Raw genomic sequence first — 17720 nt, forward strand, 5'->3', positions numbered from 1 at the left:
GCGCCCGGGCCCGCTGGATCTTCGGCTACCGCGCCGAACAGATTGCCAAGGACCCGTGTGCCGCCCCCTGGACCACACGGGCCGCCGTGTCCGAGCCGGACGGGCCGTCGTCGGCTGCGCAGGGTTCCACGGGCCGCCGGACGAGACCGGCACGGTCGAGGTCGCTGATCGCCCGCCGGGTCGGTACGGCCGATCGGCCGGAGTCGGGTGGCGACGCCGGTGAAGGCGTCCGGGAGGGGAATTCGTCCAGGCTGCCGCCGGCCGTGGCGAGGAACCGGCGCCGAGCACGGTGCCGATGCCGGGGAACGCTCAGGGCGTCGGCGGAGAGTTCGTGCCGCGAACCCGGCCCTCGGCGAGGCGGCCGGCCTCGGCAGGAGGTCGCCGGTCGTTCAGCGCATCGAGGCGATCGCCCACTCCGCGACGAGCGCCACCGCCACGCCGATGCCCAGGACCAGGGTGGCCCACCGGGTGCGTCCGGCGCGGCTGAGGACCAGCGCGCTGCCGGAGAGGATGAGGGCGATGCCGTAGAAGCCCACGGTGAGCACCGAGTGGGTGCTGCCGAGCCGCAGCGCCAGCGTGGCACCCACCGCGATCATGATGGCGGCCGACAGGGCTATCCGGACACGGCGGGCCTGGCGCGGTGTGAGGCCCTGCCGTTCGGGGCCCGTATTCGCTTCTGACATGCGCAGAAGCCTATCCCGGCGGATCGCCCGGCGGCCCGGCGGACCTCGCGGGCGGTCCGGCTCAGCCCCGTGCCGAACCGGTCAGGCCGGCCGGCCAACGCGGCGCGGTGCCGGTGAGTTGACAGGCCATCAAGTACAGCGGGATGGGCGGCGTGTACGGGCTCGGGCCGTCCGGCCGGCGGATCAGCCGGGCGCCGCTGGCGGGCACCCGCGCCCCGCGGGCGTAGTGGGACGGCAGCGGCCAGGTCAGGTCGAGGTCGGAGCCGGCGGGGACGATCCACCACCACCAGGCCCCGTCGGCGAACACGCAGCCGGTGCTCCGCATCCGGGCGAGCAGTCGGATTCCGTAGTGCGCGGGGACGCCGACCGCGTCGCACCCCAGCGTGGTGGGGAGCGCGGCGGGGACCTCGAGCCTGCTCAGGAGGTCGGCGTCGTCGTGGCGCACGCCCCGGGACAGGAGCGGCGCCAGGTTCCTCAGCACTGCCACTCCGACGCCGACGCCCCTTCCCTGGACGCGGCATCGGGTATGAAGGGCAGTTCGGCCCAGACGACGCGGCCGACTCCCGGCGCGGCGTCGTACGTGCCCCAGGCGCGGCTCACCGCCTCCACGAGCAGCAGCCCCCGCCCGCGCTCGCCCTGCGCGCCGTGGCACACGCGCGGGCCGGTGGTGGTGGCGCCCTGGTCCTGCACCGTCACGCGCAACCGGCCGGCGCCGACGAGGAGTTCGCAGCCGACCAGATGGCCGCCGGTGTGGACGATGGCGTTGGTGAACAGCTCGGAGAGCACGAGCAGGGCGGTGTCGTGGGCGTCTCCCTCGACGCCCCAGCTTCCCAATCGCGCGGAGACCAACTTTCTTGCCCGTGAGACCTGTTCGGCGCGCGCCGGCAACTCGAAGGCATACCGGGTGAGATCGGTCCCCGCAAGGGAGTCCAGGAGCTCGGTGGCGAGCGCGTCACGGTTCACACGACCACTCTCCCGCTGCAACCATCACATTGGCAACCCCCACTATGAAAAATTCAGAGTGGGCATATTCATTGAATGGGTGCCATGGCACACTGCTCGCAAACAAGCACGTGGGGAGGTCTCGAAGTGAGTGAACCGCGGTCCGCCCCCACCGTGGGGCAGGTCGTTCTCGGCAAGCGCCTGCAGGATCTGCGGGAACGCGCCGGCCTCAAACGTGAGGAAGCGGCCAAGGTCCTCCGCGTGGCCCCCGGCACCATCCGCAGGATGGAGACCGCCGAGGTCGCGCTGAAGATCCCGTACGTCCAACTGCTCCTCGGCGCCTATGGGGTCGGCGACGAGGAGGCTCGCGGTTTCGTCGAGCTGGCCGAAGAGGCCAACAAGCCCGGCTGGTGGCAACGTTTCCACGACGTCCTGCCCAACTGGTTCAGCATGTACGTCAGCCTGGAGGGTGCCGCAAGCCTCATCCGTGCGTATGAACCGCACTTCGTGCCCGGTCTGCTCCAGACCGAGGACTACGCCAGGGCCATCATGCTCGGCGGAGCCATCGGCCACACGGAGCCGGACGACGTCGAACGCCATGTGGCGCTGCGCATGGAGCGCCAGTCCCTGCTGACCCGCCCGGACGCCCCGAAGCTCTGGGTGATCATGGACGAGACGGTGCTGCGCAGACCCGTCGGCGGACCGGGCGTGATGAAGGCCCAGATCGAGAAGCTGCTCGCGGGCGCACGGCTGCCGAACGTCACCTTGCAGATCGCCGAGTTCGCGGCCGGCCACCACCCCGGCACGTACGGACCCTTCGTCCTCTTCCGGTTCGCGGTGGCCGAACTCCCGGACATGGTCTACAGCGAGTACCTGACCGGTGCCGTCTATCTCGACGCGCGCCCCGAGGTCGCCACGCACCTCGAGGTCATGGACCGCATGGCGGCCCAGGCCGCGACAGTACAACGCACGAAGGAGATCCTCGACGATCTCCGCAAGGAGCTGTGAATGAAACGCATATACAACGGAATGCCGGCTGCCGAGCTGGGTGAGGAGGGCTGGCACAAGCCCTGGAGCGGGGGCAACGGCGGCAACTGCGTCGAGACCATGAAGCTGGCCGACGGCAGGGTCGCGGTGCGCCAGTCCGCGGACCCCGACGGACCGGCCCTGATCTACACCTCCGGGGAGATCGAGGCGTTCATCCAGGGAGCGAAGGCGGGCAAGGCGGATTTCCTGGTCGGCTGACCTGCTGCCGCGGGGGCAGCAGGCCGGCACGGCATCAGGAGCAGGTGTACGGGAACGGGAGCGGCGTTCCGGCGGCCCGGAACACGCTCGCCGAGGCCGTGGTGGTGCGGACCCACCGCACCACCACGGCCCACCGCACCATCATCGTCAACGGTCCATGACGACCAGGGAGTCGACCCGGCGCTCGGCCGGGACCGCGAGCACCGGAACACGGCCGCCCGGGGTGATCGACCCGAGGACGCGCGCCCCTCGGGCACCCGTGCACGCGGGTACGGTGCCGGCCACGCCGTGCACGGTCAGAAAACCGAGCACGGCGAAGGCGTACGCCTCCTTCGCGGCGGTCGGCACCCCCAGCTCGTCGGAGGTGCGCAGCGGTGTTCCGGCCAGCTCGGCCCGCAGCGCAGCCATCAGCGCCGGGTTGTGCGTGCCGCCTCCCGACGCGACGACCTCGGTCGCGCCCAGCGGCCGCAGCGCGTCCGCCACGGTCCGCGCGGTCAGCCGGGTGAGCGTGGCGATCACGTCCTCGGGCGGCAACGGGCCCACGCCGCCCAGCGCTTCACGCACGTGGCCCGCGTGGAACAGCTCCTTGCCGGTCGTCTTCGGCGGAGGCAGCCGGTAGTAGGGATCCGCCAGCAGCCGGTCCAGGAGCGGCTGATGGACCCGTCCCGCGGCGGCCAGCGCGCCGTCCACGTCGTAGCGGAGCCGTCCACCCGTCAGCTCCACCACCGCCGCGTCCACCAGGGCGTTCGCCGGCCCCGTGTCGAACGCGACCGGGTCGCCCGCACCGCCCGCCGCCACGGTGACGTTCGCGATCCCTCCCAGATTGAGGGCCGCCGGCACGCCCGGCCGGCCGCGCAGCCACAGCAGATCCACCAGGCTGACCAGCGGGGCGCCCTGACCGCCCGCCGCCACGTCCCTCGGACGGAAGTCGGACACCACCGTGCAGCCCGTCGCCTCCGCGATCCACGCCGGCTGCCCCAGCTGAAGCGTGCCGTGGACCTGCCCGGCCTCCGCCCAGTGGTACACGGTCTGCCCGTGCGAGGCCACCAACTCCGCTCGCCCCGCGCACAGTTCACGGTCCGCGCGGACCGCCGCCACGGCGAACGCCTGCCCGATGCGGGTGTCCAGCAGGCACACCCGCTCCAGCGAGGTCGAGGCGGGCGGCAGCGCTCCCGCCAGCGCCTCCCGCAGCTCGTCGTCGTACCGCTCCCGGACCAGGCCGAGCGGGGACAGCTTCAGCGTGCCGTCCTCCAGGACGATGTCGGCGGCCGCGGCGTCGATCGCGTCGTACGACGTCCCCGACATCAGCCCGACGACCCTCACCGCAGCGCCCTGCGGTGATCGTCGCCGCGCAGCGTGAGGAGCGCGAACACGCTCACCGCGCAGGTGGCGGCCGCGTAGTAGGCGGGGATGTCGACACTGCCCGTCCGTTTGATGAGTTCGGTGATGACGAGGCCCGCGCACCCCGAGAAGACCGCGTTGGACAGCGCGTACGCCAGGCCGAGTCCCGTACAGCGCACCGACGTCGGGAACATCTCGGCCAGCATCGCGGGCCCGGGTCCCGCGAGCAGGCCCACCACGGCGCCTGCTGCGAAGACCGCGGCGCCCTTGACGGCGGCCGAAGCCCCCTCGTCCTGAAGGAGGTTCATCAGCGGCAGGGCCAGCAGCACCACCAGGACCGCACCCGTCAGCATCACCGGCCGCCGGCCGACCCGGTCGCTGACCAGCCCCGCCGGGATGATCGACGCCGCGAAGCCCAGATTCGCCAGGACTGTGGCGATCAGCGCCTCCCGGAACGACGCGTTCAGGCTGGACTGCAGATACGACGGCAGCACCACCAGGAAGGTGTAACCGGCCGCCGCCCAGCCCATGATCCGGCCCGCGCCGAGCACGATCGCCCGCACGACCTCCCGGGTCGGCGGTGGCGCGACCGGCGCCGCCTCCGCCTCCCGGAAACGCGGCGTCTCCTCGAGACGCAGCCGCAGCCACAGGGCGACCGCGCCGAGGGGGAGCGTCAGCAGGAACGGCAGCCGCCAGCCCCAGTCCTTCAGCGCCGCCTCCGACAGCACGGTCGCCAGCAGCGCCGCCGCTCCCGCGCCGCCGAGCAGGCCGAGCGCCACCGTGAACGACTGCCACGACCCGTACAGGCCGCGCCTGCCGGGCGGCGCGAACTCCGTCATCAACGACACGGCCCCGCCGAACTCGCCGCCCGCGGACAGTCCCTGGACGATGCGCAGCAGGGTGAGCAGCCACGGCGCCAGGGCGCCCACGGTGGCGTACGTCGGCAGCAGACCGATCAGGGTGGTGGCGAGCGTCATCAGGCCGATGACCAGGATCAGCGTCGGGCGGCGCCCGATCCGGTCCCCGATCCGGCCGAACAGCGCGGCCCCGACCGGCCGGAAGAAGAACGCGAGCGCGAACGACGCGTAGGTCTTCACCAGTGCCTCGACGTCGCTGCCGCCCTCGGGCGTGAAGAAGTTCGCGGCGATGATCGTGGCGAAGTAGCCGTAGACACCGAATTCGTACCACTCGACGAAATTGCCGACCGAACCGGCCAGCAGCGCACGGCGGGAGCGGACGGGCGAGGCTTCGGACCGTTCGGCGGAGGTGGTCATTCCCCATTTCTGCCCACCGCGACGCGCCCGGACTCCCGTCCTGCGGCCCCCGCTAGGCCGACAGCACCCGCAGGCGCGGCCCGCCGCCGGACCAGCATCCCGGCCGCCACCGCGGCGGCCGCGAGGGCGTACGCCGTCGTGCCCACCACCGAGCTGTCCCCGTCGAGGTGCACCGACACGTACTTGGCCGCTCCCGCTGCCGCGACGCCCAGCCACTCCCACCGGCCGTCCAGCGCGACCAGCGCCACCAGGAGCAGCGCGTACCAGGAGTATCCCGGCGTCATCAGCAGGAACACCGTGCCCGTCACCGCCAGGGCGCCGCTCCAGGGCCGTTCCGGGTCGCCGCGGCGCACGACGTGCACGATCACCACCGCCGTCACCAGCAGCGCCGCGGGCAGCGCCCACGCGTCCGGCAGCACCAGCCGCAGCAGTGCGTAGCGGTTGCGGGCCGACGGGTCGTCGTAGCCCTCCTCCTCGGTGTAGCCGCCCAGGTAGCCGAGAACGGAGCTCTCCGACAGCAGCACGTGCGGCAGGTACGTCACCGCCACCACGGCCGCGACCGGCACCAGCACGGCCGCCGCGTCCCGCCACCGCCGGACGCCGGACAGCGCGCCCGGCAGCACCACCGCGGGCAGCAGCTTCGTCGCCACCGCCGCGCCGAGCAGCACACCGCCCTCGAAGCGCCCGCGCACCACCACCCACAGTCCCACCACCGCGAGCAGCACCCCCAGCACGTCGGCGTGCGCGTTGTTCACCGCCTCCACCGGGACCGCCGGACACCACGCCCAGAGCGCGGCCTGCCGCGGATCACCGCGACGGCGCAGCACCAGCACGAGCGCGACGGTCGTGCCGACCGCCAGGAGCGCGCCGCCCGTCTGGAGAGCCTTGTGCCGGGCGTCCTCGGGCGACAGCGCGTGGACGACCAGGAAGTAGCCCTGCGCCACCGGCGGATAGATCGTGTGCTCCCGCGGTCTGTTGATCCGGGTGCAGTGCCGCTCGCCCGCGGGCCCGTCGATGCGCGACCGCTCCGGCAGCGCACAGTCCGCTCCGCGCGGGAACAGCCAGTCGTCGCGCAGCCCGGCGAGCGCAGGATCGGCGGGCGGATGGTCGTACGGCGAGATCCCGGCCGCCTGCACCCTGCCGTCCCAGGCGTAGCGGTAGGAGTCGGTGCTCGTACGCGGCGGGGCGAGCAGGCCCGTCGCCGCGACCGCGACGCCACCCGCGACGACCAGCGCCACGGCGTGCCGCACGGGCATCCTGCGCAAGGCGAGGACGGCCGCCGCGAACAGCAGCCAGCAGGCGGCGTACCACCACGCGAGGCCGCCGGGATCGGTGACATAGCCGTCCTCGAGGACCGCCGCCGCCAGCACGGCCGTCAGGCAGGCGACGAGGAGACAAGCGGTGAGCGAGCGCGTGTTGATCACGGTCACCAGCCTTCCAGCGTCAGCGGCCCGAACGGGGGAGACGCATCCTGACGTCCGCATTCCGTAAGGTGTCGGATCCCTCGGACCGGCCCCCGGCGGAGGTCTCATGGAAGACATGAGGATCCGACCACCGATCACCCTCCGGCCGCCGAGCTTCACCGGCAGGCTGCACGACGCCCGCACGGCCACCGCCGTCGGCCGCCTGCTCGGCGTGGCGATCGCCGTGTGCTTCGTGACCGGGGTGATCAGCCATTACCTGCAACGTCCGCCGGACTGGCTCGCCGGCTCGCTACCCAGCCGGCCGTACTGGGGTTACCGCCTCAACCAGGGCCTCCATGTCGCGAGCGGCATCGCGGCCGTCCCGCTCCTGATCGTCAAGTTGTGGACGGTCTATCCGAGGCTGTTCGTGCGGCCCGCGCTGCGGTCCCTGCGGCACGCCCTCGAACGGCTGTCGGTGGGCGTGCTGGTCGCCGCGGCCCTCTTCCAGCTCACCACGGGACTGCTGAACACCGCCCAGTGGTACCCGTGGCCGTTCTCCTTCGTGCCCGTCCACTTCGCGGTGGCCTGGCTGCTGGCAGGCGCCCTCGTCCTGCACATCGCGTCAAATACCCGCAGATCAGAGACCATTGGAGCCGGCGCTCGCCCGGAACGCTCGAACTGCCCGCCGCGGACGGGCCGGACCGGCGCTCCCTCCTCACCGGCCTCGCCGCGGCCGTGGGGGCGGTCACCCTCACCACCGTCGGCCAGTCCCTCACCCCACTGCGGCGCCTGGATCTCCTCGCGCCCCGTCACCCCGACCACGGACCGCAGGGCCTGCCCGTCAACCGCACCGCCGTCGCGGCCCGCGTGAGCGTCCCGGACCTCACCGGCTGGCGGCTCACCGTCACCGGCCCCCGCCCGTACACGCTCACCCTCGACGAGCTGGCCGCACTGCCCCAGCACACCGTGACCCTGCCCATCGCCTGCGTGGAAGGCTGGAGCCAGTCCGCGCGCTGGACCGGCGTACGTGTCCAGGACCTGGTGGAGCGGGCCGGCGCACCGCCCGGCACCGCGCTGAGGGTCGTATCGCTGGAGCGGCGCGGCGCCTACCGGGTGATGGAGATGGGCGGCGGATACACCGACGACCCGCTCACGCTCCTCGCGCTGCGCCTGGGCGGCGAGGTCCTCTCCCTCGACCACGGCTTCCCCGCCCGGATCATCGCCCCCAACCGTCCCGGCGTATGGCAGACCAAGTGGGTCGGCAGGATCGAGGTGCTGTGATGCGTATCGCGACAGGGGCGGCCGGTGTCGCCCTCATGGGCGTCGGCGTCTTCCTCCTCCTCAGCGGCGGGCAGGCCAGGGACGTCGCCCTCTGGCTGGCGGGAGCGGTCGTCCTCCACGACCTCCTTCTCGCCCCGCTGGTGCTCGCCGCCGGGCTGCTGCTCGCACGGCTCCCCGGCCGGGGACCGCTGCGCGGGGCGCTCGTCACCGCCGGCTGCCTGACACTGATCGCCCTGCCGGTCCTCCTCGCCCCCGGAACGCCGCACAACCCCTCGGTCCTTCCACTGGACTATCCGCGCAACTGGCTGCTGTCCCTTGCCGCGGTGGCCCTCGCCACCGCGGCGGTGGTACTCCTGCGGCGGCTGCGCGGCACGGCCGCCGTCAGGCGGCTCCGAACGGACGGTCACGGCGCGCGTCGTGGAGCACGGAGCCCCACCAGTCGAGCTGGTCGAGCATCGTCTTGGCCGCGGCGGTGGGGCCGTCGGGGTCGATGAGCGTGCCGTCGGGAGCGAACAGCTCGTAGTAGCGGGGGAACGAGACCATGTCGCGGACCGTGTGCGCGTGCAGCTCACCGAACACCTGGCGCAGCTGCTCGATCGCCAGCAGACCGCCGCTGCCGCCGCTGTAGCCGACGAAGCCGATCGGCTTCGCCTGCCACTCGGTGTAGTGCCAGTCGATCGCGGCCTTCAGGGACGCCGGGAAACTGCGGTTGTAGTCCGGCGTCACCACCACGATCGCGTCGGCCGCCGCGAGCCGCCGCGTCAGCGGGGCCATGTCCGCCGGCCGCTCCATGTCGGGCTGGAGCGCCGGCGGCAGGGGCGGCAGGTCCAGCGGCAGCGGTGTGTCAGCCAGATCCACCACCTCGACACCGAACCGGCCGTGCTGCCGGGCCTGCTCGGCGAACCACTCGGCGACCACGGGACCGAAGCGGCCCTGGCGGACGCTGCCGATGACCACCACCAGCTCGAGCTTCTTCGCGGAATTCTTCTCGACGTTGTTCTCGGACACGGATGTACTCCTCAAGGGACGGGGCCGGCCCCCCTCGGGGCCGACGCGTCCCAACCTGCCGTCCGGGACGGTACCGAGGAAGGCCGGGCCGAGACTGGTAGTGACAGGGCCACCATCCCGACGGTCCGGGCTGTTACGTTCGAACGGTGAGCGACAACGAGTTGGGCCTCTTCCTGCGCACGCGCCGCGAGGCGGTCACCCCCGCCGACGTGGGCCTGCCCGCCGGGCCCCGCCGCCGTACACCCGGCCTGCGCCGATCGGAACTGGCGACGCTCGCCGGCGTGAGCGTCGAGTACGTGACCCGCCTCGAACAGGGCCGGGACCGGCGGCCCTCCCCGCCCGTGCTCTCCGCGCTCGCCGACGCGCTGCGGCTCTCGGCCGGCGAACGTATCCACCTCCACCGGCTCACCAAGTCCGCCGACGCCGGCTTCAACTGCATGGGCGGCGCGAGGCCGGCTCGTGACGTCCGCCCCACCGTGCGGGCCCTGCTCGAACGGCTCGAGCCCGCGCCCGCGGTACTCGTCAACCGGCTGAGCGAACTGCTGGCCTGGACCGAAGGGTACGAGCGGCTGTTCGGCCCGCTCGGCATGCTCGACGGCACCCCGCCCAACGCGGCCCGCTTCGTCCTCACCGACGACCGGGCCCGCGCCGCCTACCCCGACTGGGAACTCGTCGCCGACGAACAGGTCGCGTCGCTGAAACACGGGCCGTTCCGCGCGGACATGCACATCGCGGCGCTGGCGGACGAGCTGACCGTGACGGTCGGCACGGTCTTCACCGGCCGGGTGGAAAGACTGCCGGGGCTCCCGCGGGCGAACGGCGTCACGCGTGTGGTGCACCCGGAGGCGGGGGAGCTGCGGCTCGCCTACGAGACGCTGGAACTGCCCGCGGACGACGACCAGCGCCTGCTGGTCCACGTGCCCGCGGACGCGGCGTCCGCGGCGGCGCTGGACGCGCTGACGGGGCGCCGGCCGGGGGCGCTGCGGGCGGTCCCGGGCGGCTGATCCGGCCCGCTGCGCGGGGCGAACCAGCCCGCGCCGTGCTCCCGCCGGCGCTCGCCTGCCGGCGCCTCGGCCGGTCAGCGCCGCGGACCGCCCTGGGAGGGGTGAGCACTACCTCCGCGGCGATGCGGTGCCCGCCGCGAGGGAGACGGTCGGCCAGGCCAAGGGGCAAAGCCGGGCTCCCGCACTCGCCTCGCAGGGCGCTGGACATGTGGTCCCCAGCGCACCGCGCACAGTGGGCGTGATCAAGGTGTCCTTCCGTCACCTGATCGGCTCAGCAGGACCTAGAGTGTGCGCGTGACCGAGCAGAATCCCGAACTCATCGCGGGCCGGTACCAACTGGTCGAACGCATCGGCCAGGGCGGTATGGGTCGGGTCTGGCGCGGCCTCGACCAGCAGCTCTTCGGACGCGAGGTCGCCGTCAAGGAGATCCTCTTCCCGCCGGGTATGGACGACGCCGACCGTGCCGCGCTGCTCCGGCGGTTCACCGGCGAGGCCCGCGCAGCGGTCACTCTCAGCCACCCCGGGATCATCACCATCCATGACGTAGTGGAGCACCACGGTGCCCCCGTCATCGTCATGGAGTTGATCCGCGGGCAGTCCCTGGCCGCCGCCATCCGTGGCCGGGGCCGGCTGCCCGTGCAGCGGGTGGCCGAGATCGGCGCCGCCATGCTCGACGCGCTGGCCGAGGCGCACGGAGCGCGGATCATCCACCGTGACATCAAGCCGGACAACGTGCTCCTGACCAAGGACCGTGTCGTCCTCACCGACTTCGGTATCGCCCACCTCGCGGACGCCACGACCAAGCTGAGCCACACCGGGATCGTCATCGGCACGCCGCAGTACATGCCGCCGGAGCAGCTGGAGGGCAAGCGCCCGACCCCCGCCAACGACCTGTGGGCGCTGGGCGCCACCCTCTACCACGCCGTCGAGGGGCACCCGCCGTTCGATGCGGAGGGGCTCCACGCCCTCGCCGTGGCCGTGTTCACCCGCCCCCATCGGCCCCCGGTCCACGCCGGCCCGCTGGCGCCCGTACTGGACGCGCTCCTCACCAAGGACCCGGCGCAGCGCGTGGGCGCCGCCGAAGCGGCCGAGATGCTGGCGTCGGTGCTGCGGTCCTCCCCGCCCCGGGCCGACTCGTCCGCCGCGCCCGAACCCGAGCCCGCTCCCACACCCACGCCCGGTACGGGGGCGACCCCCGTACCGGCACCGGACGCGGCGGAGCACGGTTCCGCTTCGACCGCGCCGGAGCAGGCAGCATCGACGACGCCGTCCCCGCGGACCCCCACCGTCCTGGACTCCGGGTCCGCGGCCGGCAGCCCGCGGCGCCCCGTGCCGGACCGGCCGACCGGCCCGCCCGTGCCCGAGTCCCCGGCCGAGGGCCCGGTCACGCTCGGGGCGACGCCCGAGATGAAGCACGGCGAGCGGGTGTCCGCCCGGCGGCGGGCCCTCACCCGGCGCTCCGTGGTCCTGGGCACGGCGCTGGCCACGCTCGCCACGGGCTCCGTCCTGACCTGGACCCTCGCCCGGGACGATGACACACCCGGCGGCGGGGCGGCCGGCAGCGGCTCGGGAGCCTCCTCGGTCACGGTGGTGATCGGGGTGGACGCACCGCTCAGCGGCGGGCTGTCCTCGATGGGCGTCGGTATCAGGAACTCGGCCGACCTGGCGGCCAGGACCGCCAACGAAACCCGGCACGTCCCCGGGGTGAACTTCGAGATCAAGGCCCTGGACGACGAGGCCGTCCCCGCCAAGGGCGGGTCCAACGCCGCCCAATTCGTGTCCGACGAGAAGGTGCTGGGAGTCGTCGGACCGCTCAACTCCAGCGTCGCCAAAGCCCTGGTGCCACCGCTCGCGCGGGCGGACATGGTCAACGTGTCACCGGGCAACACCGACCCCGTGTTGACGATGGGCCCCGACTGGGCCGCGGGCACCAAGACCCGTCCGCACTCCACCTACTTCCGTACCGTCGCCACGGACGTCGACCAGGGGCCGTTCGCAGCCCGGTACCTGCATGGCGAGGCGAAGAAGACCAAGCTCTACGTGGTCGACGACGCCAGCGCCCACGGCGCCGCCCTCACTTCCGGCTTCACGGCGGAGTTCACGAAGCTCGGCGGGACCGTCGTCGGCACCGAGCAGGTCGACCCCGCGGAACGCGCCTTCGCGGGCCTCGCCGAGAGGGTCCGGTCCTCGGGCGCGGACGCCGTCTACTTCGGTGGCTACTACGACACCGCGGCGCCGCTCTCCCGGCAGCTCAAGCAGGCGGGGGTGAACGTCCCCCTGATGGGCGGCGACGGCATCTTCGACCAGCAGTACCTCACGGCGAACCCGAAGGCCGAGGGCGACCTGGCGACCAACATCGGCGTGCCCGCCGAGGAGTCGGCGGCAGGGCAGGACTTCCTTTCCCGGTACGGGAAGGCGGGGTACCGGGAGGCGGCCGGCTGGTACGGCCACTATGCGTACGACGCGACCTGGACCCTCATCGAGGCGGTGAAGGCCGTCGTGACGGCCAACGGCGGCACCCTCCCCAGCGACGCCCGGGCGAAATTGCCGCAGGCCGTGGCGCGGCTGGCCTTCGACGGTGTCACGGGCCGCGTCGCCTTCGACGGGAACGGCGACACGGTCAACCGCCGGCTGACGGTGTACGCGGTGAACGACGGCTCCTGGGCGACTGTGACGAGCGGACCCGCCACCAACTGACGTCCGCTGGGGCGACGCGCCCCGGAAGCAGCTCGGCCTTGGGCGCCGTGACTCGCGTGGTCTCCTGCGGGCCGCGCCCGGAGGCGGCCACGCACGAACGGCGATGTGCATGGCCGATGTTCCCTCCTGCCGACGGGTCAGGCAGAGAGGGTCCGCGAAATCAGCTCCTCCGGCGAGGGAGAGCACCCGCGAAGCGCGGTACCGGGACAGGGCGGAGCCCGGTTCGGGACGTGGGGGTACCCCCACGGCCGCCAGGCCGCAGGGGAGGGTAGGGGAAACGCCCGCCGCAGGCGCTACGCCACCGCCCCCCGCCGCATCGCCACGAACCGTCGCCCCCCGGCCCTCCACACGTCCTCCGGCCCCCACCCCGCCGCCCGCCCGTACCGCAGCAGCGCCTCCGTGCCCACCCGGGCCCACGGGAACGCCGAGCCCTCCGCCGTCGTGCCGTCGAAGACCTGGACGACGGTGCGTTCGTCCACGTCCAGCGGGGCCGCCTCCGCGATCAGCAGACCGTCGGGCCTGACGAGTTCGGCCACCCGGGACAGGAGCGCGCCCGGGTCGCCGCCGATGCCGGTGTTGCCGTCGATCAGCAGAGCCGTGTCCCAGTGGCCCTCCCGCGGCAGGGGGTCGAACACGGAGCGGCGCAGCGCGCTGCCGCCGATGCGTATCGTGCGGGCCACGGCCTCCGGGCTGAGGTCGATGCCGAGCGCGGTCCGCCCGCGCGCGGCGAGCGCGGCGACCAGGCGACCGGGACCGCAGCCGATGTCCAGGACGGCGCCGTGGCTGTGGGAGAGGACCGTGCGGTCGGCGGCGTCGGGTTCCGCGCACCAGCGTTCGACCTCCAGGGGCAGCAGCCGGCCGTCCGGGCGGCGCAGGAACAGCGGGCCGCGGCCGGTGCGCAGGGCGTCCGTGTACGGGTCGGCCTGCCACGGCGGCGCGGTCACCGCGCCCCCGCTCCCGCTCCTGAGCCGGCTCCGACCGTCGTGGCCAGCGCCGCGGCGAACCGCGTGTGCGGCGCGGTGGTGGCCACCGCACGGGCATCGTCGGGCGTGTCGACGTCCCGTAGCGTCGGCAGTTCACGCACCGTCAGTCCGGCTCCGACGAGCCGCTCCCGCTGTGCGGCGCCCGTGTCGGGCGACGACATGGGTACGCCGAGCACGAGCCGGCCGTGCAGGGCGGGCGAGCCGAGGCCGAGCGCCCAGAACCCGCCGTCCTCCGCAGGGCCGAACGCGGCCTCGCCGGGGCCCGGTTCCAGCCCGGCGGTGAGGAGCCGGGGGGACACCTGCGGGGTGTCCATCCCGATCAGCAGGGCCGGCCCCTCCGTTCCGCACAGCGCGAAGCCGGCCGCGAGCCGCGCGTCGAGGCCGCCGCCGCACTGCGGCGCGACCTCGACGCCAGGCGGCAGCCAAGCCCCCGGTTCTCCGTCGAGCACCAGGATCCGTCGGCGGGCGGGGGTGGCGAGGACCGCGTCGAGGGTGTCCCGCAGCGCGGCCTCGGCGAGCGCGGCGGCCTCCTTCGGGGTGTAGGCGGGACTGAGCCGCGTCTTGACCCGGCCGGGCACCGGCGCTTTCGCGATCACCAGCAGCGTGCCGTTCACAGGGTGCCGCCGTTCACCGGGGAACGCGGCGGTTCCGCCAGGACCGCGCTCATGTCCCGTACGGCGTGCCAGGTGCCCCGCCAGGTGCCCGTCACCTTCGACTTCCCCGTCCTCGGCAGGTAGGGGACGTCGACCTCCGTCACCCGCAGGCCCGTGTCGCATGCGCGGACCACCATCTGGAGGGGGTAGCCGCTGCGGCGGTCGGTCAGATCGAGGGCCAGCAGGTCGGCGCGGCGCCCGGCCCGCAGGGGGCCGAGGTCGCGCAGCCGCAAGCCGGTGCGCCGGCGCAGCATGCGGGACAGAGCGGCGTTGCCGGCCCGGGCGTGCGCCGGCCACACCCCCCGCTTCCGCGGTCGCCGCCGCCCCAGCACCAGGTCCGAGTCGCCGTCCGCGATCCGCCGGACGAACCCGGTCAGCAGTCCCGGGTCGAGCGACGCGTCGCAGTCGCAGAAGCACACGTACTCGGCCTCCGCCGCCCGCAGCCCCGCATGGCAGGCGGAACCGAAGCCGCGCCGGGGCTCGTGGACGACGAGGGCGCCGAGCGCGCGGGCGATCTCGGCGGAGCCGTCCGTCGAGCCGTTGTCGACGACGATCGCCCGCCAGCCGGCCGGGATGCGGGACAGCACCCAGGGGAGTGCCTCCCCCTCGTCGAGACAGGGCAGGACGACGTCGGCGGTCAGCATGCCGCCCCCGGTCCGTCCGCGGCGAATTCGGCCATGCCTTCGTCGAAGCCGACGCGGGGTTTCCAGCCCAGTTCGGTGCGCAGCCGTGCCGAGTCGGCGGTGATGTGCCGTACGTCGCCGAGTCGGAACTCGCCGGTGACGACCGGCTCCGGCCCGCCGTGCGCGGCGGCCAGCGCGGCCGCCGTCTCGCCGACGGTGCGCGGGGTGCCGCTGCCGGTGTTGTACGCGGTGAGAACTCCCGGCTGCCGCCCGTGGACCGCCTCCAGGGCGACGGCGTTCGCCTCGGCCACGTCCCGTACATGGACGAAGTCCCTGCGCTGTCCGCCGTCCTCGAAAACGCGGGGCGGCTCGCCGCGTTCGAGTGCCGACCGGAAGAAGGCGGCGACGCCCGCGTAGGGGGTGTCGCGCGGCATTCCGGGGCCGTACACGTTGTGGTAGCGCAGGGCGACGGCGCGTCCGCCCGTCGATCTGGCCCAGGCCGCCGCCAGGTGTTCCTGCGTCAGCTTCGTCGTGGCGTACACGTTCCGCGGGTCGACGGGCGCGTCCTCGTCGACGAGACCGGGGACGAGCGCGTCGCCGCAGGCGGGGCACAGCGGCTCGAACCGGCCGGCCGCGAGGTCGGCCGCGGCGCGCGGACCGGGCCGGACCCGGCCGTGCCGGGCGCAGTCGTAGCGGCCCTCGCCGTAGACGACCATCGACCCGGCGAGCACCAGGTCGGCGACCCCTGCTTCAGCCATCGCCGCGAGCAGCACGGCCGTGCCGTGGTCGTTGCAGCTGACGTAGTCGGGCGCGTCGGAGAAGTCGGTGCCGAGGCCGACCATCGCCGCCTGGTGGCAGACGGCGTCCACGCCGCGCAGTGCGTCGGCCACCGCCACCGGGTCCCGCACGTCCGCGTGGATCCACGCGCCGCCGGGCGGCAGGGGCGGCCGGGGACGTGCCGCGGAACGGGAGACGGGGAGCAGGGCGTCGAGGACCACCGGGTCATGGCCCCGCGCGGTGAGCGCCGTGACGATGTGCGAGCCGATGAAGCCCGCGCCGCCTGTGACTAGTACACGCATGCTGCGACGCTACGGCGGGCGGACCCGCGGATCGCAGGTCCGCGCCGTGCCGTCACAGGTACGTAAGGAGTGCGCTGCTCCGGTCGGGTGCCCCGCTCCGCCTTACGGGGCAGTCAGGTAAGCCAGCCCCGGGTGCGCGGCCCGGTAGCCGTCGAGGAGGCGGCGGGCCACGCTCACCGAGTCGACCAGCGGATGCAGCGCGAAGGCCTTCACCGCGCCCGCCCGCGAGCCGCTCTCCGCCGTGGCGAGCACCTCGCGTTCGACCGCCTTGACCGCGGTGACGAGCCCGACCGCGTGGTACGGCAGAGGGTCGACGCTCACCGGATGGGCGCCGCCGGCGTCGACCAGGCAGGGGACCTCGATGACGGCGTCGGCGTCCAGCACGGAAAGGGTGCCGCGGTTACGGACGTTGAGGATCAGCGTGGTGTGCTCGTCGCGGGCGACGGCCCGCATCAGGGCGAGCGCGACCTTCTCGTAGCCACCGGACTCCAGGTCGTCCTCGTCGCGTTCGCCGACGCCCGCCGCGTCCCGGTTGGCGGCCATGTATGTGGCCTCCCGCTCGGCGAGCGTACGGTGCCAGGCCGTCAGGGCCGGTGTGTCGGGGCGCTGCATCTCCGCATAGAAGCGGCTCTGTTGGCGGCCGAGGAACGCACCCCGAGTCTGCTCGGCCTCCGTGTAGGCGCGCACCGTCTCGCGGTTGAAGTAGTAGTAGTGCAGGTATTCGTTGGGCACGGCCCCCAGCGACCGCAGCCACTCCGGCCCGAAGAGCCTGCCCTCCTCGAAGGAGGACAGCGCGTCGTCGTCGGCGAGGAGCTGCGGCAGTCGGTCGCGTCCGCCGACGCGCAGGCCGCGCAGCCAGCCGAGGTGGTTGAGGCCCACATAGTCGATCCAGGCGCTCGCGGGGTCGGCGCCCAGCACCTTGGCCACCCGCCTGCCGAGCCCCACCGGCGAGTCGCAGATCCCGATGACCCGGTCGCCGAGGACATGGCTCATCGCCTCGGTGACCAGGCCGGCCGGGTTGGTGAAGTTGATGACCCACGCGTCGGGGGCGAGCGCGGCGATCCGGCGGGCGATGCCCACGGCCACGGGCACGGTGCGCAGCCCGTAGGCGATGCCGCCCGCGCCGACGGTCTCCTGGCCGAGCACGCCTTCGCGGAGGGCGACCCGCTCGTCCTCCGCCCGGCCCTCCAGTCCGCCGACCCGGATGGCGGAGAAGACGAAGTCGGCGCCGCGCACGGCCTCGTCGAGGTCCAGGGTCACGACGACCTCGGGCGCGTCCGGGTGCCCGTCCGCCTGCTCGGCGAGCACCCGGGACACCGCGTCCAGCCGGCCGCCGTCCACGTCGTGCAGGGTGACGCGGGTGACCCGCCCCTCTCCTTGATCGCCGAGCAGTGCCCCGTACACCAGAGGGACCCGGAATCCGCCGCCGCCGAGAATGGTGAGCTTCATGCCCGTACGCTACTCGGCGGCCGCCGGCGGGCCGGTCCTACGGGTGGCTGCGTCG

Annotated in this window: 17 protein-coding genes and 1 pseudogene; 6 read left to right on the plus strand and 12 right to left on the minus strand. The window is 73.6% G+C overall.

Translation table 11 applies throughout. The annotated features are described in order from the left end of the window. Positions 1-389: 389 nt before the first annotated feature. The 3 genes from ACTMTU_RS03125 to ACTMTU_RS03135 form a co-directional block, all read right to left on the minus strand. Positions 390-683, minus strand: a complete 294-nt coding sequence (locus ACTMTU_RS03125; RefSeq protein ID WP_441261846.1) for a hypothetical protein — start codon at positions 681-683, stop codon at positions 390-392. A gap of 61 nt (positions 684-744) precedes the next feature. Then, positions 745-1152, minus strand: coding sequence for a hypothetical protein (locus ACTMTU_RS03130; RefSeq protein WP_441261979.1), 408 nt, complete (start codon positions 1150-1152; stop codon positions 745-747). A gap of 5 nt (positions 1153-1157) precedes the next feature. Beyond that, on the minus strand, positions 1158-1646 hold the full coding sequence (locus ACTMTU_RS03135; protein WP_441261847.1) for an ATP-binding protein: 489 nt from the start codon (positions 1644-1646) through the stop codon (positions 1158-1160). 126 nt (positions 1647-1772) lie between these two features. On the opposite strand from ACTMTU_RS03135, the gene ACTMTU_RS03140 reads away from it, so the two are divergent. Both ACTMTU_RS03140 and ACTMTU_RS03145 read left to right on the plus strand, forming a co-directional pair. Then, entirely contained in the window at positions 1773-2633 is an 861-nt protein-coding gene (locus ACTMTU_RS03140; RefSeq protein WP_441261848.1) for a helix-turn-helix domain-containing protein, read from the plus strand. Continuing rightward, complete coding sequence (locus ACTMTU_RS03145) at positions 2634-2870, plus strand: DUF397 domain-containing protein (protein ID WP_441261849.1); 237 nt, start codon at positions 2634-2636, stop codon at positions 2868-2870. It abuts the gene before it with no gap. 147 nt (positions 2871-3017) lie between these two features. Here ACTMTU_RS03145 and ACTMTU_RS03150 read toward each other — a convergent pair whose 3' ends face one another. From ACTMTU_RS03150 to ACTMTU_RS03160, 3 genes are read right to left on the minus strand one after another with little or no spacing between them, the layout of a single operon-like run. Further along, a complete protein-coding gene (locus ACTMTU_RS03150) occupies positions 3018-4193 on the minus strand; it encodes an anhydro-N-acetylmuramic acid kinase (protein WP_441261850.1) in 1176 nt (391 codons plus the stop codon). Continuing rightward, positions 4190-5485 carry an MFS transporter gene (locus tag ACTMTU_RS03155; protein ID WP_441261851.1) on the minus strand — a complete coding sequence of 432 codons (1296 nt, stop codon included), beginning with the start codon at positions 5483-5485 and terminating at the stop codon, positions 4190-4192. Before ACTMTU_RS03155 ends, ACTMTU_RS03150 begins: the two co-directional genes overlap by 4 nt. Further along, positions 5482-6969: a glycosyltransferase 87 family protein gene (locus tag ACTMTU_RS03160; RefSeq protein WP_441261852.1), complete on the minus strand. Its 1488-nt coding sequence runs from the start codon at positions 6967-6969 to the stop codon at positions 5482-5484. The genes ACTMTU_RS03155 and ACTMTU_RS03160 overlap by 4 nt, the downstream gene beginning before the upstream one ends. 46 nt (positions 6970-7015) lie before the next feature. Here ACTMTU_RS03160 and ACTMTU_RS03165 point away from each other — a divergent pair. Together ACTMTU_RS03165 and ACTMTU_RS03170 are read left to right on the plus strand one after the other, a co-directional pair. Further along, positions 7016-8169, plus strand: a pseudogene (locus ACTMTU_RS03165) (molybdopterin-dependent oxidoreductase). After that, entirely contained in the window at positions 8169-8663 is a 495-nt protein-coding gene (locus tag ACTMTU_RS03170) for a hypothetical protein (protein ID WP_441261853.1), read from the plus strand. Before ACTMTU_RS03165 ends, ACTMTU_RS03170 begins: the two are co-directional and overlap by 1 nt. Here the strand turns inward: ACTMTU_RS03170 and ACTMTU_RS03175 are convergent. Further along, positions 8551-9177 carry an NADPH-dependent FMN reductase gene (locus tag ACTMTU_RS03175; RefSeq protein ID WP_441261854.1) on the minus strand — a complete coding sequence of 209 codons (627 nt, stop codon included), beginning with the start codon at positions 9175-9177 and terminating at the stop codon, positions 8551-8553. The genes ACTMTU_RS03170 and ACTMTU_RS03175 overlap by 113 nt on opposite strands. A 146-nt stretch (positions 9178-9323) precedes the next feature. On the opposite strand from ACTMTU_RS03175, the gene ACTMTU_RS03180 reads away from it, so the two are divergent. Further along, positions 9324-10181: a helix-turn-helix domain-containing protein gene (locus ACTMTU_RS03180; protein WP_441261855.1), complete on the plus strand. Its 858-nt coding sequence runs from the start codon at positions 9324-9326 to the stop codon at positions 10179-10181. Positions 10182-10475: 294 nt separating this feature from the next. After that, a complete protein-coding gene (locus tag ACTMTU_RS03185; protein WP_441261856.1) occupies positions 10476-12878 on the plus strand; it encodes an ABC transporter substrate-binding protein in 2403 nt (800 codons plus the stop codon). A 293-nt stretch (positions 12879-13171) separates the two neighbouring features. Here the strand turns inward: ACTMTU_RS03185 and ACTMTU_RS03190 are convergent, their stop codons facing one another. From ACTMTU_RS03190 to ACTMTU_RS03210, 5 genes are all read right to left on the minus strand, one after another. Beyond that, positions 13172-13822, minus strand: coding sequence for a class I SAM-dependent methyltransferase (locus ACTMTU_RS03190; protein WP_441261857.1), 651 nt, complete (start codon positions 13820-13822; stop codon positions 13172-13174). Beyond that, the gene (locus ACTMTU_RS03195; protein ID WP_441261858.1) at positions 13819-14475 is read right to left on the minus strand and encodes a TIGR04282 family arsenosugar biosynthesis glycosyltransferase; all 657 of its coding nucleotides are present in this window, start codon (positions 14473-14475) and stop codon (positions 13819-13821) included. Before ACTMTU_RS03195 ends, ACTMTU_RS03190 begins: the two co-directional genes overlap by 4 nt. Next, positions 14472-15158, minus strand: a complete 687-nt coding sequence (locus tag ACTMTU_RS03200; RefSeq protein ID WP_441261859.1) for a glycosyltransferase family 2 protein — start codon at positions 15156-15158, stop codon at positions 14472-14474. Before ACTMTU_RS03200 ends, ACTMTU_RS03195 begins: the two co-directional genes overlap by 4 nt. Next, a complete protein-coding gene (locus tag ACTMTU_RS03205; RefSeq protein ID WP_441261860.1) occupies positions 15152-16216 on the minus strand; it encodes an NAD-dependent epimerase/dehydratase family protein in 1065 nt (354 codons plus the stop codon). Before ACTMTU_RS03205 ends, ACTMTU_RS03200 begins: the two co-directional genes overlap by 7 nt. A 102-nt stretch (positions 16217-16318) precedes the next feature. Then, the gene (locus ACTMTU_RS03210) at positions 16319-17665 is read right to left on the minus strand and encodes a 6-phospho-beta-glucosidase (protein WP_441261861.1); all 1347 of its coding nucleotides are present in this window, start codon (positions 17663-17665) and stop codon (positions 16319-16321) included. Positions 17666-17720 lie beyond the last annotated feature (55 nt).

Source organism: Streptomyces sp. OZ13 (assembly GCF_052068155.1).
Taxonomy (GTDB): domain Bacteria; phylum Actinomycetota; class Actinomycetes; order Streptomycetales; family Streptomycetaceae; genus Streptomyces.